Raw genomic sequence first — 21,766 nt, forward strand, 5'->3', positions numbered from 1 at the left:
CGCATCGGGTAATCCCGCCCTAGCTTTTGCACCGGAATAGTGCGTCGCGCACTGTTTTATTGCTTTTTTGCGCATCGCAACATTTCGCAGCAGGCGCCGAAGCGCCCTCGCTTCAGATCCAGTAGGCCGTGCTGGTCATCACCTTGGACATGGCTTTCATGGCGGCCCGCGCGGGCAGCGGCAGGGGCACGCCCCCGGCCTGTTCGGCGCTGGCGCGGTGCTGCGCCTCGTCGTCCTTCATCTTCTGGACAATCTGGCGCGAGCGCTCGTCCTGCACCGGCAAGGTGCGCAGATGGCCGTCGAGATGCGCCTCGACCTGTTTCTCGGTCTCGGCCATGAAACCCAGGTTGCGCGGCACGCCGGCATAGCTGGCCAGCACGCCGAGCGCGAACGAGCCGGCGTACCAGAACGGATTGAGCAGGCTGGGACGGCTGCCCAGCTCGGTCAGGCGCTGGTTGCACCAGACCAGGTGGTCCACCTCCTCGGCGGCGGCGTTGAGCAGCAGCTCGCGCGGCGCCGGCTCGCGGCACACCGAGGCCTGGCCGCGGTACAGCGCCTGGGCGCACACCTCGCCCACGTGGTTCACCCGCATCAGCCCGGCCGCATGGCGTTTTTCCTGGGCCGACAGGGCCTGCGGCGCTTCCTCGGCGGTGGCGGGATAGGACCGCCCGGCGGTGGCGCTGCCGCTCAGCACCCGCAGCGCGCGGTCGGCTTCGGCCAGGAAGGCGTCCAGCGGGTTGGTGCGGCGCAGGAAGGCAGGGCCGGTTCTGGACAGGGCGGTGGACATAGGCGACTCCTAGGCAAGGCAGGCGCCCCTGCCCCTGATGCGGGGCGGGGCTCTCATGCCTCAAATTGTACGCAACAGGTATCATCGACCATTGACTGCGCTCAAGCTCAAGGACTCGACAACATGGAATGCACGATCGACTGGGGCGGCCCCAACGGCATGCTCTTTACCGCCAGCACCGGCAGCGGCCACGTGACCGTGATGGACGGCGCGGTGGACGGCGGCGGCCACAACCTGGCGCCCCGCCCGATGGAAATGCTGCTGGCCGGCACCGGCGGCTGCACCGCCTACGACGTGGTGCTGATCCTCAAGCGCGGCCGTCATGCCGTCACCGGCTGCAGCGTCAAGCTGCAGGCCGAGCGCGCCGACGCCGATCCCAAGGTGTTCACGCGCATCCACTTCGCCTTCACGGTCACCGGCCGCAACCTGCCGCGCGCGGCCGTCGAGCGCGCGGTGCAGCTGTCGCACGAGAAATACTGCTCGGCCTCGGCCATGCTGGAAAAAACGGCCGCCCTGACCTTCTCGGTCGACATCGTCGACACCCACGAAGCCCCCGCCGCCGCCTGAACCACGCCCCCGTGGTGTAATCCCGATATTGCCCATCTTCATCCTCGCCGCCGCGATCCGATCGCGGCGGCCAGTCTGCGTCCCGCCATGAAACAATACCTGGACCTCGTTCAAACCATCCTGGACACCGGCGCGTGGCAGGAAAACCGCACCGGAATCCGCACCCTCAGCATGCCGGGCGCCGCGCTGCGCTTCGACCTGCAGCAGGGCTTTCCGGCGGTCACCACCAAGAAACTGGCGTTCAAGTCCGCCATCGGCGAAATGGTGGGCTTCCTGCGCGCCTCGCGCAGCGCCGCCGAATTCCGCGAGCTGGGCTGCAAGGTCTGGGACCAGAACGCCAACGAAAACAGCCAGTGGCTGGCCAACCCGTACCGCGAAGGCCCCGACGACCTGGGCCCGGTGTACGGCGTGCAATGGCGCCAGTGGCCCGCCTACAAGGTGCTGGACGCAGCCCGGGACAGCCAGATCGCCGACGCGCTGGCGCGCGGCTACGCCAAGGTGGCCGACCTGAACGAGGACGGCCGGCCCAAGGTGCTGCTGTACAAGGCGGTGGACCAGCTGCGGCAATGCCTGGACACCATCCACGAGCGCCCGGGCGACCGCCGCATCCTGTTCCACGGCTGGAACTGGGCGCAGATCGAGGAAATGGCGCTGCCGCCCTGCCACCTGCTCTACCAGTTCCTGCCGAACGCGACCACCCGCGAGATCTCGCTGTGCCTGTACATCCGGTCCAACGACGTGGGCCTGGGCACGCCGTTCAACCTGACCGAAGGCGCGGCCCTGCTGCACCTGGTCGGCCGGCTGACCGGCTACACGCCGCGCTGGTTCTCGTACTTCATCGGCGACGCCCACATCTACGAAAACCACCTGCCCATGCTGCGCGAGCAGCTCACGCGCGAGCCTTACGAAGCGCCGCGGCTGGTGCTGTCGGACCGCATCCCCGACTTCGCGGTCACCGGGCGCTACGAACCCGAATGGCTGGAAAAAGTGGAGCCGGGCGACTTTTCCCTGGCCGGCTACCGCCACCATGCTCCCCTAACCGCGGCCATGGCCGTGTAGCCCGTCGCCGCGCCGGGCGCAGGTGAGGATTGGTGAGCATCTGGCAGCGCGATTTCGGTATAACCCAACCCTTGGCCATGGACGCGCGCCAGCGCCCTTGCGCGTCCAACCCTGACCAGCCCTGACCCGCCGCCCGGCGGCGCCTGCCGCCGGCCTGGCCCGGCCGTCTTCCCTATCCCGACCTGAGAACACGCGCAGCGCCCGAACGGCAGCCAGGGCCAGCCTGCGATCGAATTGCAACCATTGACTACCAATTGATTTGAGTTGAAGCCCGCGCGGCCGCTGTATGCGCTAAGGACAGGACCCACACATGCTCGTTGGAACGTATAACCCTTCGCTCGTCCTCGTATCCCTGGGAGTCGCCATCCTGGCTTCGTATACGGCGTTGGGAATGGCCAACCGGGTGCGGGCCGCCTGCGGCCAGCCGGCGGCCCGCTACTGGCTGGCGGGCGGGGCCTTCGCGATGGGCGTGGGTATCTGGTCCATGCATTTCATCGGCATGCTGGCGTTCAGCCTGCCGATCCCGATGGGCTACGACCTGCCGCTGACGCTGCTGTCGCTGGCCATCGCGATCGGCTGCTCGGCGTTCGCGCTGCGCACCGTGAGCCGCGACGAGCTGCCCGGCCGCCGGCTGGCGGCCGGCGCGCTGCTGATGGGCGCCGGCATCGCGGCGATGCACTACCTCGGCATGGCCGCGATGCGCATGACGCCGGGCATTATCTACGACGCGAAATGGTTCGCGCTGTCCATCCTGATCGCGGTGGGCGCCTCCGGCGCCGCGCTGTGGATCACGTACCGGCTGCGCCACGGCGGGCCGCGGATGCTGTGGTCGCGCCCGCTGGCGGCCGTGGTCATGGGCATCGCCATCGTGGGCATGCACTACACCGGCATGGCCGCCGCCGGTTTTCCCGAAGGCAGCATCTGCATGGCCGCCAACAGCGGCATCTCGGCCGGCTGGCTGGCCATCGCCGTGACCGCGGTGACCCTGAGCGTGCTGGTCATCGCGCTGCTGGTCGCGGTGCTGGACAACCGGATGGAAGAGCGCACCTCGGCGCTGGCCTCGTCGCTGGCCGAGGCCAACGAGGAACTGGTGCAGCTGGCGCTGCACGACACGCTGACCAAGCTGCCCAACCGCATCCTGCTGGAAGACCGACTGGAGCAGGCCATGGAAAGCGCCAGCCGGCGCAAGGGCTATTTCGCGGTGCTGTTCTTCGACCTGGACGGCTTCAAGGCGGTCAACGACGCCTATGGCCACCACACGGGCGACGCGCTGCTGATCGACCTGGCCCAGCGCATCCGCCAGACGCTGCGCACGCAGGACACCGTGGCGCGGCTGGGCGGCGACGAATTCATCGTGCTCAGCGAAGTGGTCGAACCCACCGACGCCGCCAACGTGGCCGACCGCCTGATCGACGCCATCGCGCGCCCGGTCACGGTCTACGGGCACGAAGTGCTGGTGACCTCCAGCGTCGGCATCGCCATCTATCCGAACGACGGCGAGGACATCCACGCGCTCCTGACCAACGCCGACGCCGCGATGTACCACGCCAAGCGCCTGGGCGGCACCGGCTACAGCTTCTTCGAGCCGTCCATGAACGCCGACGCCCACCAGCAGATCGAACTGCTGCACGACCTGCGCATGGCCCTGGAGCGCAACCAGTTCGTGCTGCACTACCAGCCCAAGTACCAGGCCCCGTCCGGTCCGCTGGTCGGCGCCGAGGCGCTGCTGCGCTGGAACCACCCCACGCGCGGGCTGGTCGGTCCGGACCAGTTCATCCCCATCGCGGAAAAGACCGGCCTGATCCTGCCCATCGGCGAATGGGTCATCGACGAGGCCTGCCGCCAGATGCGCGCCTGGATCGACGCCGGCCAGCGCCACTGGAGCATCGCCGTCAACATCTCGGCCCTGCAGTTCGCCCATGCCGGCCTGGTCGAGACGGTGCGCGCGGCTCTGCAGCGGCACGGCGTGCCGCCGGCCTGCCTGACGCTGGAAGTGACCGAATCCACCGCCATGCGCGACGCCGAGGCCAGCCTGGCCGTGCTCAAACGCCTGTCGGCGCTGGGCGTGGCGATTTCCATCGACGATTTCGGCACGGGCTATTCCAGCCTGCTCTACCTGAAGCGGCTGCCGGCGACCGAACTGAAGATCGACCGCGGCTTCGTCAACCAGCTGGAGAACGACGACGAGGACGCGGCCATCGTGTCGGCCATCGTCGCCCTGGCCCAGCAGCTCAACCTGCGCATCGTGGCCGAGGGCGTGGAAACGGCCGCGCAGCAGAACTTCCTGACCGGGCTGGGCTGCGATTCGCTGCAAGGCTTTCTGCTGGGCAAGCCCATGCCGGCCGAGGATTTCCTGGAGCACGCCGCCGACTAGTGGAATTTGCTACGCTAGGGCATCCATCCGAACCCGTCTTCCCATGTCCGCCAGCCTCACCCTGATCGTCGCCTATTCCACCAATCGCGCCATCGGCCGCGACAACGCCCTGCCCTGGAAACTGCCGGGCGACCTGGCGCACTTCAAGCGCAGCACCCTGGGCCATCCCATCATCATGGGCCGCAAGACCTGGGACTCGCTGGGCCGCCCCCTGCCCGGCCGCAGCAACATCGTGATCAGCCGCAATCCCGACCTGCGCGCCGAGGGCGCCATCGTGGTCGCCACGCTGCAGGCCGCCATCGAAGCCTGCGGCGACGCGGCGCAGGCCTACGTCATCGGCGGCGCCCAGATCTACGCGCAGGCCCTGCCGCTGGCGCAGCGCGTGCTGGCCACCGAAGTCCACGCCCAGGTCGAGGGCGACGCCTTCTTCCCGCTGCTGCCGGCCTTCCAGTGGAAGGAAACCGCGCGCGCCCCGCAGCCGGCCGAAAACGGCTACGAATACGATTTCGTCACGTACGAGCGCGCCGCTTAGGGTCACCCGTCCCACGCCCCCGTATTCCGCATGAACCGCCACAACTCGGGCGCGTCCGAATACGCCACGTTGAACCGTATCCACGGGGTATCGGCCTCGTCCACCTCGAAGTAGGACCCCGGCGCCAGCCAGATGCCGTCCTTGAGCGCCAGTTCGGCCAGGCCGCTGGCGCCGCGTTCGCGCCATTGCCCGCCCGGCCGCGCCCACAGGAACAGGCCGCCCTGCGGCCGTCCGTAGACCTCGAAGCCGTGCTGCGCCATCAGCTGCGCCACGCTTGCGTGGGCCTCGGCCAGGCGTTCGCGGGTGCGGGCGATGTGGGCGCGGTAGCGCCCTTCGCGGATGACCTGGTGCACGATGCGTTCCATGATTTCCGGCGAGGTCAGTCCCACCGCCATCTTGGTGCGCGCGATGTCGCGCGCCAGGTCGCGGTGCGCGACCACGTAGCCCACCCGCACCGACGGGCTGATGACCTTGGAATAGCCGCCCAGGTAGACCACCCGGCGCGCCCCGTCCAGCGCGGCCAGCATGGGCGTCACGCCGGGCGCCAGTTCGCGCGAGATGTCGTCCTCGATCACCCATAGCCCGTGGCGCTCGGCCGCCTGCAGGATGCGGAAGGCGTTGGCCATGCCGATGCTGGCGCCCGACGGATTCTGCAGCACGGTATTGATGAACAGCGCGCGCGGCCGGTGGCGCGCCACGGCGGCGTCCAGCGCCTCGCAGTCCAGGCCGTCCAGCGTGCGCGGCACGGCCACCGCGCGCAGCCCCGCCAGCCGCAGCATCTGCAGCAGGTTGGCGTAGGCCGGCTGCTCCACCAGCACGGTGTCGCCCGGACGCAGCAGCGTGCGTATCACCATGTCCAGCCCGTGGGTCACGCCCTGGGTCAGCACCACCTGCGAGGCCTCGACCTCCATGCCCTGCGCGCCCAGGCTGGCGGCGATGGTGTCGCGCAGCGGCGCGTAGCCGTAGGGGTGGCCGTAGTTCGCGATGCGCATGGCCGGCACCCGGCCCATGTGGCGCAGGGCCAGGTGCAGCCCTTCCTCGTTCAGCCATTCGCCGGGCAGCCAGCCGCAGCCGGATTTGATGGGGATGGAGTGGTCGGCGAAGATGTCCGACAGCAGCCAGGCTGCGTTCAGCCGCGGCGGCTCCCATGCCGGGGCCCGGGCCGGACGGGCCGGCGCGTCGGGCGTGGCGACGCGGTAGCCGGCGCCCGGGCGGGCCGCCAGCCAGCCCTGCGACACCAGCCGGCTGTAGGCGCTGGCCACGGTGAACGTGCTGACGCCGTACTGGCGCGCGCACTCGCGCACCGAAGGCAGCGCCATGCCCGGGCGCAGCGTCTGCGCCTCGATGCCTTGCAGGATGGCGGCCGCCAATTGTTCGACCAGGCTCGGGGCCTGGCCGCGGGCGCGGATGGGCTGGAAATCGATCACGGAGATAACTGTACAGTTGTGCCGTTTATAACTATACAGTTAGCGGCAATTGCGCGGATCGTATATTTGCATTCCCCGGCGTACGCACCAGAATCGTCTGCATGCCGCTGGCTGCGCGATCGCCGCGCCGGCCCGGCGTCCACCTATTTCAGGAGCCGCCATGAACGCCCCCGCCCTGCCCGACCTGTCCCATCTCTGGATGCCCTTCACCGCCAACAAACAGTTCAAGGCGCAGCCGCGCCTGCTGGCCAAGGCCAAGGGCATGTACTACACCTCGGCCGACGGGCGCCAGGTGCTGGACGGCACCGCCGGCCTGTGGTGCGTGAACGCCGGCCACGGCCGCGAGGAAATCGTCGCGGCCATCGCCAGCCAGGCTGCCACGATGGACTACGCGCCGGGCTTCCAGCTCGGCCACCCGCTGGCCTTCGAAGCCGCCACCGCCGTCGCCGGCCTGATGCCCGAGGGCCTGGACCGCGTGTTCTTCACCAACTCGGGCTCGGAATCGGTCGACACCTGCCTGAAGATCGCGCTGGCCTACCACCGCGCCCGCGGCGACGGCCAGCGCACCCGTTTGATCGGCCGCGAGCGCGGCTACCACGGCGTGGGCTTCGGCGGCATCTCGGTCGGCGGCATCTCGGCCAACCGCAAGACCTTCTCCGGCGCGCTGCTGCCGGCCGTGGACCACCTGCCCCACACCCACAACCTGGAGCAGAACGCCTACTCCCAGGGCCAGCCCGCCTGGGGCGCCCACCTGGCCGACGAGCTGGAGCGCATCATCGCGCTGCACGACGCCTCCACCATCGCCGCCGTGATCGTCGAACCCATGGCAGGCTCGACCGGCGTGCTGATCCCGCCCAAGGGCTACCTGGAAAAGCTGCGCGAAATCACCGCCAAGCACGGCATCCTGCTGATTTTCGACGAGGTCATCACCGCCTACGGCCGCCTGGGTGCAGCCACCGCCTCCGAGTACTTCGGCGTGAAACCCGACCTCATCGCCATGGCCAAGGGCGTGAGCAACGCCTCGGTGCCCGCCGGCGCCGTCGCCGTCAAGCGCGAGGTGCATGACGCCATCGTCAACGGCCCGGCCGGCGGCATCGAGTTCTTCCACGGCTATACGTATTCGGCGCACCCGTTGGCCGCCGCCGCCATCCTGGCCACCCTGGACGTGTACCGCCGCGAGGACCTGTTCGCCCGCGCGCGCAAGCTGTCCGGCGCCTTCCAGGAGGCCGCGCATTCGCTCAAGGGCGCGCCCCACGTGATCGACGTGCGCAACCTGGGCCTGGTGGCCGGGGTCGAGCTGGCGCCGCGCGACGGCGCCCCGGGCGCCCGCGCCGCCGAAGTGTTCCAGCGCTGCTTCGACAGCGGCCTGATGGTGCGCTACACCGGCGACATCATCGCCGTCTCGCCCCCGCTGATCATCGACGAGGCCCAGATCGGCCAGATCTTCGAGCAGATCGGCAAGGTCCTGAAGGAAGTGGCCTAAGCCGCGCGGGGCGGACGGCCGCCCCGCTTTTCATCCGTTTCCCGCCTTGAGCTTTGCACCCATGAAGACGATTCCCCATTTCATCAACGGCCAGCGTTACGACGGCAGCAGCAGCCGCTACGCCGACGGCTTCAACCCCGCCACCGGCGAGGTCACTTCTTCCATCCCGCTGGCCTCCAACGAGGACGTGGCGCTGGCCGTGGCCGCCGCCCGCGCGGCCTTCCCGGCCTGGTCCGAAACCCCGGCGCTCAAGCGCGCCCGCATCCTGTTCAATTTCAAGGCGCTGCTCGACCAGCACCAGGACGAACTGGCCGAACTCATCACGCGCGAGCACGGCAAGGTGTTCTCCGACGCCAAGGGCGAAGTCACCCGCGGCATCGAGATCGTGGAGTTCGCCTGCGGCATTCCGCAGCTGCTCAAGGGCCAGTACACCGACCAGATCGGCGGCGGCATCGACAACTGGAGCATGCGCCAGTCGCTCGGCGTGGTGGCCGGCATCACGCCGTTCAACTTTCCCATGATGGTGCCGTGCTGGATGTTCCCGGTGGCCATCGCCTGCGGCAACACCTTCGTGCTCAAGCCTTCCGAACGCGACCCGTCGGCCTCGCTGCGCCTGGCCGAACTGCTGACCGAGGCCGGCCTGCCTCCCGGCGTGTTCAACGTGGTGCAGGGCGACAAGCAGGCGGTGGACGCGCTCATCGCGCACCCCGACGTCGAGGCCCTGTCCTTCGTCGGCTCCACGCCCATCGCCGAATACATCTACGCCGAAGGCACGCGCCGCGGCAAGCGCGTGCAGGCGCTGGGCGGGGCCAAGAACCACCTCGTGGTCATGCCCGACGCCGACCTCGACCAGGTCACCGACGCGCTGATGGGCGCGGCCTACGGCTCGGCCGGCGAACGCTGCATGGCCATCTCGGTGGCGGTGGCCGTGGGCGACGTGGCCGACGAGCTGGTCGAACGCCTGACGCCGCGCGTCAAGGCGCTGGTGGTCAAGGACGGCATGCAGGCCGACGCCGAAATGGGCCCGCTGGTGACGGCGCAGCACCGCGGCAAGGTGCTGGGCTATATCGAGGACGGCATCGCCGCCGGCGCCGACCTGGTGGTCGACGGCCGCGACCTGAAGGTGGCCGGCAACGAGAAGGGCTTTTTCCTGGGCGGCACGCTGTTCGACAACGTCAAGCCCGCCATGAACATCTACCGCGAAGAGATCTTCGGGCCGGTGCTGTGCATCGTGCGCGTGCCGGACTTCGCCACCGCGGTGGACCTGATCAACGCCCACGAGTTCGGCAACGGCGTGGCCTGCTTCACGTCCGACGGCGGCGTGGCGCGCGCCTTCGCCCGCCAGATCAAGGTCGGCATGGTCGGCATCAACGTGCCGATCCCGGTGCCCATGGCCTGGCATTCCTTCGGCGGCTGGAAGCGCTCGCTGTTCGGCGACCACCACGCCTACGGCGAGGAAGGCATCCGCTTCTATACGCGCTACAAGAGCGTGATGCAGCGCTGGCCGGACAGTATTTCCAAGGGCGCTGAATTCACGATGCCTGTAGCCAAGTGATGGTCCCCCCCCCCGAAGCGCTTACGCGCTTCCCCCCCGGGGGGGCGTCGCTGCGGACCGGCGGAGCCGGATCCGCGCGACCCGGCTTGGGGAGGGCCTGGTGGTTTGGGGCGGTTTGCTTTTTGTGTAGGGGTTCGCAGGGAGGCGCGGGTAATTCCCGCGCCTTCCTGCGTTTGGAGACTGGGGGATTTTGATGCGTATCGGGATCGGCGGTTTTCAGCATGAGACGAATACGTTCGCGCCTTCGCGCGCGGCGTGGGAGGACTTTGCCGAGAAGGGCGGCGGCTGGCCGAAGCTGGTCAGCGGGGCGGCGATGTTCCAGGCGGTGGCGGGGGCCAACATACCGGTGGCCGGGTTCATCGAGGCGATGGGCGGGCATGTGCTGGTGCCGACGACCTGGGCGGCGGCCAGTCCGTCGGGGCCGGTCACCAAGGATGCGTTCGAGCGCATCAGCGCCATGATCCTGCAGGGGCTGTCGCAGGCGGGGCCGCTGGACGGGGTCTATCTGGACCTGCACGGCGCGATGGTCACCGAGCACCTGGACGACGGCGAAGGCGAGCTGCTCAGGCGCGTGCGCGAGCTGGTGGGACCGGACGTGCCGGTGGTGGCCAGCCTGGACCTGCACGCCAACGTGACGCGCGCCATGGTGCGCCACGCGGACGCGCTGGTGTGCTATCGCACTTATCCCCACGTCGACATGGCCGAGACCGGGCAGCGCGCCGCGCAGTTGCTGGCGCGCCGCCTGGCCGGCGAGCCGCGGCCCTGCGCGGCGCTGCGCTCGCTGCCCTACCTGATTTCGCTGTGCTGGCAATCGACCGACATCGAGCCCTCGCGCAGCCTGTACCAGCTGGTGGGCGAGATCGAGGCGCGCGGCGCGCTCAGCCTTTCGTTCGCCACCGGCTTTCCGGCGGCCGACTTTCCCGAATGCGCGCCGACGGTGTGGGCCTATGGCCAGACCCAGGCCGAGGCCGACGCCGCGGCCGACGAGATGACGCGCGCCGTGCTCAACGCGGAACGCGATTTCGGCGGGCGCCTCTACACGCCGGACGAAGCCGTGCAGGAAGCCATGCGCATCGCGCGCGAGGCCGCCAAACCGGTGGTCATCGCCGACGCGCAGGACAACCCCGGCGCCGGCGGCAGCTCGGACACCACCGGGCTGCTGCGCGCGCTGATCCGGCACGACGCGCGCGACGCCGCCATCGGCCTGATCGTCGATCCGGCCGCCGCGCTGGCCGCGCACCGCGCGGGCGTCGGGAAGAAGATCCGGATTGCATTGGGTGGACACTCGGGAATACCCGAGGACGAACCGCTGGACACCGAATTCATAGTCGAGAAAACTTCGGATGGGCGCTTCGATACGCACGGCGCGTTCTACCGCGGATTCCACATGGACCTGGGCCCCAGCGCCTGTCTGCGCATCGGCGGCGTACGCATCGTCGTCGCCTCCAACAAGGTGCAGATGGCGGACCAGGAAATGTTCCGTTTCGCGGGCGTGGAACCGCGGCGTGCGGCGATCCTGGTGGTCAAGAGCTCCGCGCACTTCCGCGCGGATTTCACTTCCATCGCGCAGACGATACTGGTGTGCGCAGCGCCCGGCTCCATGCTGATGGACGCCGCGAAACAACCGTGGACACGGTTGCGTCCGGGCATCAGAATGGCGCCTTGCGGACCGGTCTTCGCGGGCCGGCCCGCTACCGCCTGAACCTCGCACGCCGCCTCTCGCGGGGCGGATCAACGACGCAGCGGCGCGAGAGCGCCGCTCATTGACGCATCAAGGGGAAGATTCATGCTGAAGTTCGTCCGAGCCGCCGCGCTGGCCGGCGCAACCCTCATGGCGGCTCACGGCGCCTATGCCGAGACCGTGATCAAAACGGTAATGCACTCGCCGCTGCGCCTGACCGATCCGCACGCCACCACCGCGTACATCACGACGTGGCATGGCTACATGATCTACGACACCCTGCTGGCGACCGACGCCGACAACAAGATCCAGCCCCAGATGCTCGAAAAATGGGAGGTCTCGCCCGACGGCAAGACCTACACCATGACGCTGCGCGACGGCCAGAAATGGCATGACGGCAAGCCCGTGACCTCCGAGGACTGCGTGGCCTCGATCAAGCGCTGGGCCGCCGGCGACGGCATGGGCCGCACGCTGATGAAGTTCACCGACAAGATCGAGGTGGTCGACGACAAGACCTTCCGCATCGTCATGAAGGAGCCCACCGACCTGGCGCTGCGCGCCCTGTCCAAGCCCACCGGCACCGCGCCCTTCATGATGCCCAAGCGCATCGCCGACCTGGCCATCGGCCAGCCCATCACCGACATGACCGGCTCGGGTCCGTTCAAGGTCGTCGAGTTCAAGCCGGGCGTGAAGACCGTCTACGCCAAGAACACCGACTACGTGCCGCGCAAGGAACCCGCCAGCGGCCTGGCCGGCGGCAAGGTGGTCAACGTCGACAAGGTCGAATGGGACGTCATGCCCGACGCCCTGACCACCGCCAACGCGCTGCTGGGCGGTGAAATCGATTTCGTCGAGCAGTTCCCCTACGACCTGCTGCCGATGATCGAAGGCAACCCCGACCTGAAGGAAGAATCCCTCAGCCCGGTCGGCTACTTCACGATGTACCGCTTCAACTTCAAGTACCCGCCGTTCAACAACAAGAAGATCCGCCAGGCCGCCATGTACGCCATCGGCCAGGAAGACGTGATGAAGGCGCTGGTGGGCAATCCCAAGTACTGGAAGACCTGCGCTTCGCTGTGGGGCTGCGGCACGCCGCTGGAAAGCGACATCGGCAAGGACATGGTGGTGCCGTCCAACATCGAGAAGGCCAAGGCCCTGCTGAAGGAAGCGGGCTACGACAACACGCCGGTGCTGCTGATGCACGCCACCGACGTGGGCACGCTGTCGGCCCAGCCCGTGGTGATGGCCCAGGCTCTGCGCAAGGCCGGCTTCAACGTCAACCTGGCGGCGATGGACTGGCAGAGCGTGGCCACGCGCCGCGCCTCCAAGGCCGCGCCCGCCGAAGGCGGCTGGAACATCCACAACACCAACTGGTACGCCACCGACGTAATGGACCCGGTGCGCTCGGCCCCGGCCGCCGCCAACGGCGACAACGCCTGGTTCGGCTGGCCCGACTTCCCCAAGATCGAGGAACTGCGCACCAAGATGGCGCTGACCTCCGATCCGGCCGAGCAGAAGAAGATCGCCGACGAAGTGCAGCGCATCGGCATCGACGAGGGCCTGTACGTGCCGCTGGGCCAGATGTCCGTGCCCACGGTGTATTCGGCCAAGCTCTCGGGCCTGGTGCACGCGCCGGTGTTCGCGTTCTGGAACGTCAAGAAAGCCCCTTGACGGGCAGCGTTGTTGAAGGGGTATTACATGCTGGCATTCGTCTCGCGCCGGCTCCTCGCGACCATCCCCGTTCTGGTGATGGTCGCGGTGGTGGTCTTCGCGATATTGCGCTTCAGCCCGGGGGACCCGGCCATCATCATGGCCGGCGACGGCGCCACGCCTGAACGTATCGAGCAGATACGGCAGACGATGGGCCTGGACCAGCCGGTCGCAAAACAGTTCTTTCTCTGGGGCGGCAGGCTGCTGCAGGGCGACCTGGGCACCTCGCTCATGTCCGGCGTGCCGGTCACCAAGCTCATCGGCCAGCGCCTGGAGCCTTCGCTCAGCCTGGCGGTGCTGACCCTCGTCTTCACGCTGATCGTCGCCATTCCGCTGGGCATACTCGCGGCCTGGCGCCAGGGCCGGCTGCTGGACCGCGCGGTGATGGGCTTCTCGGTGCTGGGCTTTTCCGTACCGGTGTTCGTCACCGGCTACCTGCTGATCTGGCTGTTCGCCATCAAGCTGGGCTGGTTCAACGTGCAGGGCTATACGCCGCTGGCCAAGGGCTTCTGGCCGTACCTGCACCGGCTGATCCTGCCGTCGCTGGCGCTGTCCACGGTCTACGTGGCGCTGATCGCGCGCATCACGCGCACCAGCGTGATCGAAGTGATGGGCGAGGACTTCATCCGCACGGCCCGCTCCAAGGGCCTGGGCGAGACCGGCGTGCTGCTGGGACACGCGCTGCGCAACGCGGCCGTGCCCATCGCCACGGTGGTGGGCCTGGGCATCGCGCTGCTGATCAGCGGCGTGGTCGTGACCGAATCGGTGTTCAACATCCCCGGCCTGGGCCGGCTGGTGGTGGAGGCCGTGCTCGCGCGCGACTATCCGGTCATCCAGGGCCTGACGCTGTTCTTCGCGTTCGTCTACGTGTTCATCAATCTGGTTGTCGATTGCGCCTACACGGTGTTCGACCCGCGCATCAGATACTAGGTAGGGGTCCGAACCATGCAAACGCCAACCGACGTCGCCGACCTGCCCGGCGGCGGCAATCCTCAGACCACGGCCTGGCGGCAGATCCGCCAGGGCCTCAGAAGCTGGCCCGTCATGCTGGCGCTGGCGGTGCTGGCCGCCATCGTCGTCATCGCGCTGTTCGCCCCGCTGCTGGGCACGGTCGATCCCACGCTGATCAATCCGGGCGCGCGCCTGAAGCAGCCCTTCACCGACTACCTGTTCGGCACCGACGCCTTCGGCCGCGACGTCTGGTCGCGCGTGGCCTACGGCGCGCGCGTCTCGCTCATCGCGGGCCTGGGCGCGGCGGTGGTCAGCGTCGCGATCGGGCTGGTCATCGGCGTGATCGCCGGCTGGTTCCGCTCGCTCGACGGGATCATCATGCGCACCATGGACGCCATCATGGCCATCCCCGGCATCCTGCTGGCGATCGCCCTGGTGTCGGTCACGGGCGCCAGCCTGGCCACCGTGCTGGTGGCCATCACCATCCCGGAAATCCCGCGCGTGGTGCGGCTGGTGCGCGGCCAGATCCTGACGGTGCGCGGCGAGCCCTACGTCGAGGCCGCGCTGGCCCTGGGCACGCCGCTGCCGCTGCTGCTGTGGCGCCACATGGTGCCCAGCACCATCGCGCCGCTGACCGTGCAGGGCACCTACGTCTTCGCCTCCGCGATGCTGACCGAGGCCATCCTCAGCTTCCTGGGCGCGGGCATCCCGCCGGAGATCGCCTCGTGGGGCAACATCATGTCCGAAGGCCGCATGTATTTCCGCATGCTGCCCGGGCTGATTCTGTTTCCCGGGCTGTTCCTGTCGCTGACCGTGCTCAGCGTGAACATCCTGGGAGACGCCTTGCGCGACGCGCTGGACCCGAAAATGGTGCGCAGGATCTGATGCCGATGACCTATACCCCCACTCCCCCCGCGGGCGACACCTCGTCCGCCGTGCTGGCCATCCGCAACCTGTCGGTGGAAGTCGCCGGCGCCGGCAACCGCGTGGTGCGCAACCTCAGCCTGGACGTGCACGCCGGCGAAACGGTGTGCGTCGTCGGCGAATCCGGCTCCGGCAAATCGGTCACGTCGCTGGCCGTCATGGGCCTGCTGCCGCCGGGCGTGCTGGCCGTCAGCGCCGGTTCGATCCGGGTCGAGGGCGAAGACGTGGTCGGCGCCACCCAGCGCCGCCTGCGCGAAATGCGCGCCACCCGCATGGCCATGGTGTTCCAGGAACCCATGACCGCGCTCAACCCGGTGCACACGGTCGGCAAGCAGGTCGACGAGGTGCTGCGCCTGCACCGCAAGAACATGTCGGCCGCCGAGCGCCGCGCCAAGGTGCTGGAGATGTTCCAGTCGGTGCACCTGCCGGACGTGGAGCGCATCTACGACTCCTATCCGCACCAGCTGTCGGGCGGCCAGCGCCAGCGCATCGTCATCGCCATGGCGCTGATCCTGGAGCCCAAGCTGCTGATCGCCGACGAGCCCACCACCGCGCTGGACGTCACCACCCAGAAGCAGATCCTGGCGCTCATCAAGGAGCTGCAGGTCAAGCACCGCACGGCCGTGCTGTTCATCACCCACGACTTCGGCGTGGTGGCCGAGATCTCCGACCGCATCGTCGTCATGAACCGCGGCGACCTGGTCGAAAGCGGCACGCGCCACGAGATCCTGGCCGAGCCCAAGCAGTCCTACACGCGGCGCCTGGTGTCGTCGGTGCCCAGCCTGGTGCCGGCGCGCCGCGAGGCCCCCTCCGGCATGCCGGTGCTGCACGTCAAGGGCCTGGGCCGCACCTACGGCGGCAAGCGCGCGCTGCTGTCGCGCAAGTCCGCGCGCGACATCGTCGCCGCCGCCGACGTCAACCTGACGCTGCGCAAGGGCGAGATCCTGGGCATCGTGGGCGAATCCGGCTCGGGCAAGTCCACGGTGGCGCGCTGCATCGTGCGCCTGATCGAGCCCAGCGCCGGCCACATGATGATGGGCGGCGAAGACCTCAGCACCCTGTCGGGCGCGGCGCTGCGACCGGTGCGCCGCCGCATCCAGATCGTGTTCCAGGACCCCTACCGTTCGCTCAACCCGCGCCGCACCATCGGCGAGTCCATCATCGAGGGCCTGCTCAATTTCGGCGTGCCGCGCGAACAGGCCCTCAAGCGCGCCGGCGAGACCCTGGCCGTGGTGGGCCTGAGCCCGGACGCGATGCGGCGCTATCCGCACCAGTTCTCGGGCGGGCAGCGCCAGCGCATCTGCATCGCGCGCGCGCTGGTCATGGACCCGGAAATCCTGGTGGCCGACGAGGCCGTGTCGGCGCTGGACGTGTCGGTGCAGGCCCAGGTGCTGGAGCTGCTGGAGCAGGTGCGCCAGCGCACCGGCGTGGGCGTGCTGTTCATCACCCACGACCTGCGCGTGGCCGCGCAGATCTGCGACACCATCATGGTGATGCAGCGCGGCAAGGTGGTGGAGACCGGCACGGCCGAAACCGTGCTGACCGAACCGCGCCACGAATACACCCGCGCCCTGATCGACGCGGCGCCCGGACGAGACTGGGACTTCCGCAATTTCCGGCCGCTGTCGGCCGGCATGGCGCCCGCGCCATGACGCATTGATACGCTACAGGAACCGAAATGCCGCAACCGCATGAACTGTCCGCCGTCGAGCTTATCCAGGCCTATCGCGACAAGACCCTGTCGCCCGTCGAGGCCACGCGCTCCGTGCTCGAGCACATCGGGCGCTGGGAGCCGCGCCTGAAAGCCACCTATGCGCTGGACCCCGACGCCGCGCTGGAGGCGGCGCGCGCGTCCGAAGCCCGCTGGATGAAGGGCCAGCCGCTGTCGGCCGGCGGCTACTCGCTGGACGGCGTGCCGTCCACGATCAAGGAAAACATCGCCACCCGCGGCGTGCCGGTGCCGCTGGGCACGGCGGCCACCGACCTGACGCCGGCGGCCGCCGACGCGCCGCCGGCCGCGCGCATGCGCGAGGCCGGCGCCGTGCTGCTGGGCAAGACCACCATGCCCGACTACGGCATGCTGTCCTCGGGGCTGTCCAGCTTCCACGAACTGACGCGCAACCCCTGGGACCTGTCCAAGAACCCGGGCGGCTCCAGCGCCGGCGCGGGCGCGGCGGCGGCGGCCGGCTATGGCCCGCTGCACGTCGGCACCGACATCGGCGGCTCGGTGCGGCTGCCGGCGGCATGGTGCGGCGTCGCCACGCTCAAGCCCAGCCTGGGCCGCATTCCCATCGACCCGCCGTTCATGGGCCGCTGCGCCGGCCCCATGACCCGCACGGTCGCCGACGCCGCGCTCATGATGGGCGTGCTGTCGCAGCCCGACGCGCGCGACCACATGAGCCTGCCCTACCAGGCCTTCGACTGGCTCGACCTGGAGCGCGACCTGCGCGGCCTGCGCATCGGCCTGCTGCTGGATGCGGGCTGCGGCCTGCCGGTGGACCCCGAAATCCTCGACGCGGTGCAGGCCGCGGCGCACGCCTTCGAGGCCGCCGGCGCCATCGTCACGCCCATGCAGCCCTGGATGACCCCAGACATGCTGGACGGCGTGGACCGCTTCTGGCGCACCCGTTCGGCGCTGGACCTGGCGGCGCTGCCCGAGGAACGCCGCGCCCGCATCCTGCCTTTCATCCGCGCCTGGGCCGAAAGCGGCGGCGGCCAGTCCGGCGAAGCCGTGTTCCGCAGCTACTACGAGACCCTCAACGTGCGCGCGCGCACCGTCGCGGCCTGCGCGCCGTACGACTACGTGATCTCGCCCGTGGCGCCGGTGGTGGCCTACAACGCCGAATGGCCCTCGCCCACCAACGAGGTCGCCACCACCATGCATCACATCGGCTTCACCCTGCCCTACAACATGAGCGAACAGCCCGCGGCCTCGGTCAATTGCGGCTACACCCGCGCCGGCCTGCCCATCGGCCTGCAGATCGCCGGCCCGCGCTTCGACGACCTGGGCGTGCTGCGCATGGCGCGCGCCTGGGAACGGATGCGCCCGGCGCAGCACCCCTGGCCGCAGCCGCCCGAGGCCTGATTCTTTCCCCCCAACCCGACAGGAATCCCCATGCGCTGGCTTTTGGCAATGATCAAGCACGAGACGAACACGTTCTCGCCCGTGCCCACCCCGCTTGAACGCTTCTTCCGCGGCAATCCCGAAATCCTGGCCGGCGAGCGCGCCATCAAGGCCTACGAGAACACCGACAGCGGCCTGGGCGGCTATATCGAAGTGGCGCGCCGCGAAGGCGCCGAAATCGTGGTGCCGGTGGCGGCGGAATCCTGGCCCAGCGGCCCGGCCAGCGCGCAGACGCACGAGCAGCTGTGCCGGCTGGTGCTGGACGAAGTGGCGCGCGGCGGTTTCGACGCGATCCTGCTGGACCTGCACGGCGCCATGGTCGCGCAGGGCGTGGAGGACGCCGAGGGCGACCTGCTGCGCCGGCTGCGCGAGATCGATCCGGTCACGCCGGTGGGCGTCACGCTGGACATGCATGCCAACATCTATGACGACATCGTGCGCAACGCCACGGTCGTCAGCGGCTTCCATACCTATCCGCACGTGGACATCCGCGAGGCCGGCGTGCGCGCCGCCGACGTGATCGCGCGCACCCTGAAAGGCGAGATCAAGCCCGTCATGGCCTGGGCCAACAAGCCCATGCTGCCGCACATCATGCGCCAGGGCACCCATGCCGCGCCCAACCAGCCGCTGCAGGCGCGCTGCAAGGAGCTGGAAGCCGCCGGCGTGCTGGCCGCCTCGGTCTTCGTCGGCTTTCCGCACGCCGACATCGCGCAGGCCGGCCTGAGCGCCGTGGTCTGTACCGACGGCAAGCTGGACGAAGCCGAACGCCACCGCGACGAGCTGCTCGAACGCGCCTGGGCCGGGCGCGCCGACTGGGTGTTCCATCCCGAGCCGCTGGCGCCCACCATCGCCCGCGCCAAGGCCATCGAACAAGGCCCGGTGGTGCTGCTGGACCATTACGACAACACCGGCTCGGGCGGCACCATGGACACCACCGCGGTGCTGGCCGAAGTGCTGCGCCAGGAGCTGGACAACGTCGTCTTCTACGCGATCTGCGATCCGCAGGCCGCGCAGCAGGCGGCCGCCGCCGGCGTCGGCAGCAACGTCACGCTGCAACTGGGCGGCAAGATGGCCATGCCCGCCATCAAGCAGCCCAGCGAACCGCTGGCGGTCACCGGCCGGGTCAAGCTGGTGTTCGACGGCGTCTATCTGAACCGCGGCCCCATGTACCGCGGCGTGCGCAACGACACCGGCCTGACCGTGGTGATCGACACCGGCCGCGTCGAGATCGTGGTGGTGTCGCGCCACCAGGAACCCTTCGACGTCAACTGCCTGCTGTCGGCCGGCATCGACCCGCTGCAAAAGCGCTACGTGGTGCTCAAGAGCCGCGTGCACTGGCGCGCGGGCTTCTCCGACATGGCCACGGCCGTCATCGAATGCACCGGCGTGGGCGTCACGACCTCGGATTACGGCGAACTCGAATTCAAGAACGTGCGCCGTCCGATCTATCCGCTGGACCCGCTGTAGCCCCCCGAGCTCGCGCTTGAAAGGCCGGCGCCCAGCGCCGGCTTTCATTTTGAAATCTTCTGTAACTGCACGCGCGCTCGGCCGCCCTGCCGCCTCGGTATACTCGCCGCGGGCCTGACAGGCCGATGAATACAACTAGATAATCAACGATATAAGCAGAACGATGAAAAAGAGCGTAGCGATCACCCTCGGCGTGGTCATAGTGGGAGCGGGAAGCTGGGTAGGCGCCACGTGGTACACCGGCAAGCGCATCGAAGAAAGCTCGCAGCGTCATCTGGCCGAGGCCAATGAAAAGCTGGCCAAGATCACGCCGCTGTTCGGCCTGCGCATCGACCAACTGAAGTACGAGCGCGGCCTGTTCTCGACCCAGGCGCGCTACGGCCTGTCCTTCGTCAAGAGCGACAAGGATTCCGACATGCCCGAAGGCATGGTCGAATTCGACACCGCCATCGAGCACGGCCCCTTCCCCAAGAGCGCCGTGGCGCAGGGCGCGATCGCGCCCAAGCTGGCCTTCGTGCGCACCGAAGTGGCCAAGACGGACAACCTCAAGGAACTGTTCGAGCTGACCAAGAACGTGACGCCGGTGGCCGGCGACGCCATCATCAGCTTCGGCGGCCAGGCCACCTCCAGCGCCCGGATCGCGCCGGTGCAGGTCGAGCACGAAGGCACCAAGGCCGAGTTCAGCGGCATGACCATCAACGGCACCTTCGACCGCAAGCTGCAGGCCGTCACCGCCCATGCGCTGATGGAAAAGCTGTCGGTCGACGGCGAGAAGTCCGACGATCCGATCAAGATGACGGTCGCCGGCCTGACCATGGACATCGACAGCCGCATGGGCAAGTTCGGCCTGTCCATCGGCGACTCCAGCCTCAAGGTCAAGCGCCTCGACATCGCCAGGCCCGACGAAGACGTCAAGGTCTCGCTCGACAACCTGGGCTACGGCGTCAAGCTGGCCGAGGACGACAAGACCCTGAGCGCCGAGGCCACCTACCAGACCGGCGACATCGTGCTCAACGACGTGGCGCTGGGCAATGGCCAGGCCGTCATCCGGCTGGCCAAGCTGGACGGCCCGGCCGTCAAGCAGCTGTCGGACACCTATAACCAGATCCTGCGCCAGGTCATGATGGGCGCCAGCGACGAGGGCCTGCAGGACGAGCAGTTCGACGTGCTGCTGGACAACGCCGGCAAGCTGCTCAGCGGCAACCCCTCCTTCAGCATCGACCCGATCAGCTGGAAGACCGCCAAGGGCGAAAGCAAGCTGACCTTCGCGCTGGACCTGGCCAACCCGAAGGACGTGAAGAACCTGACGCCGCAGGAAATCGCGGTCCAGGCCATCAAGAAGATCGACGCCACGCTGGTCATCTCCAAGCCCATGGTGCGCGACCTGATGGTGCAGTACGCCATCAAGCAGGAAGGGCTGGACGAAGTCGCCGCCGGCGGCCAGGCCGACGAGCAGATGCGCTCGGTGTCCGGCATGGCCGAAATGCTCAACGTCGGCAAGAACGACGGCGACAACATCATCGGCAAGTTCACCTTCGCCGACGGCATGGGCGACCTCAACGGCACCAAGATCCCGGCCGAGGAACTGTTCGCCGGCCTGCTGGGCGCCGCCGGCATGAATGGCATGGACGAGGAAGGCGAGCCAGAAGACCCGACGCTGGGCGGCGAGCTGGAGCCCGCCGCGACGGCCAGCCCGGCCGAGCTGATGCAGGACTTCGACCTCGACACCGTCAACGCCATGCTGACCGACATGGCGTACTCGACCCGCAAGGAAGACGGCGAAGAAGGCCCGGTGCTGATCATCGACCCGGCCCAGACGGGCGCCAGCGACCTGCGCATGCAGCTTCTGTGCAACGACTTCACCGAACAGTGCCAGGACCTGGTCGCCACCGCGACCTTCCGCAGCAAGAAGCCGGTCTCGCTCAAGGCCATCAACGCCTGGAACCAGCAATACCGCTGGACCCGCGCCTACCTGGACGACAAGAACCAGGCCGTGCTGCAGATGGACATGAACGCCGAAGGCGGCATCGGCAAGGAGAACCTGCAGATCATGCTGAACACCTACTTCAGCATCGTGGAGGATTTCTCCGCCACCATCGAGGCGACGCCGGCGCGCTAAGCCAGC

At 68.5% G+C, this 21,766-nt stretch carries 16 protein-coding genes; 14 read left to right on the forward strand and 2 right to left on the reverse strand.

The features are described 5' to 3' along the window. Positions 1-112: 112 nt before the first annotated feature. Positions 113-787, reverse strand: a complete 675-nt coding sequence (coq7, locus tag A6B37_RS11955) for a 2-polyprenyl-3-methyl-6-methoxy-1,4-benzoquinone monooxygenase (RefSeq protein ID WP_111825854.1) — start codon at positions 785-787, stop codon at positions 113-115. Between the two features lie 123 nt (positions 788-910). On the opposite strand from coq7, the gene A6B37_RS11960 reads away from it, so the two are divergent. The 4 genes from A6B37_RS11960 (at position 911) to A6B37_RS11975 (ending at position 5,319) form a co-directional block, all read left to right on the forward strand. Continuing rightward, positions 911-1,354 (forward strand): OsmC family protein, encoded by a 444-nt coding sequence (locus A6B37_RS11960; protein WP_111825855.1) that lies wholly within the window; start codon positions 911-913, stop codon positions 1,352-1,354. Positions 1,355-1,441: 87 nt separating this feature from the next. Then, positions 1,442-2,413: a thymidylate synthase gene (locus tag A6B37_RS11965; RefSeq protein WP_102774018.1), complete on the forward strand. Its 972-nt coding sequence runs from the start codon at positions 1,442-1,444 to the stop codon at positions 2,411-2,413. 310 nt (positions 2,414-2,723) lie between these two features. Then, the gene (locus tag A6B37_RS11970) at positions 2,724-4,787 is read left to right on the forward strand and encodes an EAL domain-containing protein (protein ID WP_102774019.1); all 2,064 of its coding nucleotides are present in this window, start codon (positions 2,724-2,726) and stop codon (positions 4,785-4,787) included. Positions 4,788-4,830: 43 nt separating this feature from the next. Beyond that, positions 4,831-5,319 carry a dihydrofolate reductase gene (locus A6B37_RS11975; RefSeq protein ID WP_102774020.1) on the forward strand — a complete coding sequence of 163 codons (489 nt, stop codon included), beginning with the start codon at positions 4,831-4,833 and terminating at the stop codon, positions 5,317-5,319. A 2-nt stretch (positions 5,320-5,321) separates the two neighbouring features. Here the strand turns inward: A6B37_RS11975 and A6B37_RS11980 are convergent, their stop codons facing one another. Next, entirely contained in the window at positions 5,322-6,746 is a 1,425-nt protein-coding gene (locus tag A6B37_RS11980; protein ID WP_102774021.1) for a PLP-dependent aminotransferase family protein, read from the reverse strand. A 160-nt stretch (positions 6,747-6,906) separates the two neighbouring features. Between A6B37_RS11980 and A6B37_RS11985 the strand changes: the two genes are divergently transcribed. The 10 genes from A6B37_RS11985 to A6B37_RS12030 all read left to right on the forward strand — a co-directional run bounded on the left by A6B37_RS11985 (position 6,907) and on the right by A6B37_RS12030 (position 21,760). Further along, the gene (locus tag A6B37_RS11985; protein ID WP_168202184.1) at positions 6,907-8,229 is read left to right on the forward strand and encodes an aspartate aminotransferase family protein; all 1,323 of its coding nucleotides are present in this window, start codon (positions 6,907-6,909) and stop codon (positions 8,227-8,229) included. Between the two features lie 61 nt (positions 8,230-8,290). Then, positions 8,291-9,784, forward strand: a complete 1,494-nt coding sequence (locus tag A6B37_RS11990; protein WP_102774022.1) for a CoA-acylating methylmalonate-semialdehyde dehydrogenase — start codon at positions 8,291-8,293, stop codon at positions 9,782-9,784. Between the two features lie 193 nt (positions 9,785-9,977). Next, positions 9,978-11,486 carry a M81 family metallopeptidase gene (locus A6B37_RS11995; RefSeq protein WP_111825856.1) on the forward strand — a complete coding sequence of 503 codons (1,509 nt, stop codon included), beginning with the start codon at positions 9,978-9,980 and terminating at the stop codon, positions 11,484-11,486. 84 nt (positions 11,487-11,570) lie between these two features. Continuing rightward, positions 11,571-13,136 (forward strand): ABC transporter substrate-binding protein, encoded by a 1,566-nt coding sequence (locus A6B37_RS12000; RefSeq protein ID WP_102774024.1) that lies wholly within the window; start codon positions 11,571-11,573, stop codon positions 13,134-13,136. Between the two features lie 27 nt (positions 13,137-13,163). Next, on the forward strand, positions 13,164-14,105 hold the full coding sequence (locus A6B37_RS12005) for an ABC transporter permease (RefSeq protein WP_111826330.1): 942 nt from the start codon (positions 13,164-13,166) through the stop codon (positions 14,103-14,105). Positions 14,106-14,120: 15 nt separating this feature from the next. Continuing rightward, positions 14,121-15,011: an ABC transporter permease gene (locus A6B37_RS12010; RefSeq protein WP_102774026.1), complete on the forward strand. Its 891-nt coding sequence runs from the start codon at positions 14,121-14,123 to the stop codon at positions 15,009-15,011. Positions 15,012-15,016: 5 nt separating this feature from the next. Beyond that, positions 15,017-16,702 carry an ABC transporter ATP-binding protein gene (locus A6B37_RS12015; RefSeq protein WP_102774027.1) on the forward strand — a complete coding sequence of 562 codons (1,686 nt, stop codon included), beginning with the start codon at positions 15,017-15,019 and terminating at the stop codon, positions 16,700-16,702. Between the two features lie 26 nt (positions 16,703-16,728). Further along, entirely contained in the window at positions 16,729-18,135 is a 1,407-nt protein-coding gene (locus A6B37_RS12020; RefSeq protein ID WP_111825857.1) for an amidase, read from the forward strand. A gap of 30 nt (positions 18,136-18,165) precedes the next feature. Continuing rightward, positions 18,166-19,641, forward strand: coding sequence for a M81 family metallopeptidase (locus A6B37_RS12025; RefSeq protein WP_102774029.1), 1,476 nt, complete (start codon positions 18,166-18,168; stop codon positions 19,639-19,641). A gap of 163 nt (positions 19,642-19,804) precedes the next feature. Then, positions 19,805-21,760, forward strand: a complete 1,956-nt coding sequence (locus A6B37_RS12030; RefSeq protein WP_111825858.1) for a DUF945 family protein — start codon at positions 19,805-19,807, stop codon at positions 21,758-21,760. Positions 21,761-21,766: the final 6 nt, after the last annotated feature.

Source organism: Achromobacter sp. HZ01, from assembly GCF_003267925.1.
Classification (GTDB): Bacteria; Pseudomonadota; Gammaproteobacteria; order Burkholderiales; family Burkholderiaceae_B; genus Achromobacter; species Achromobacter pulmonis_A.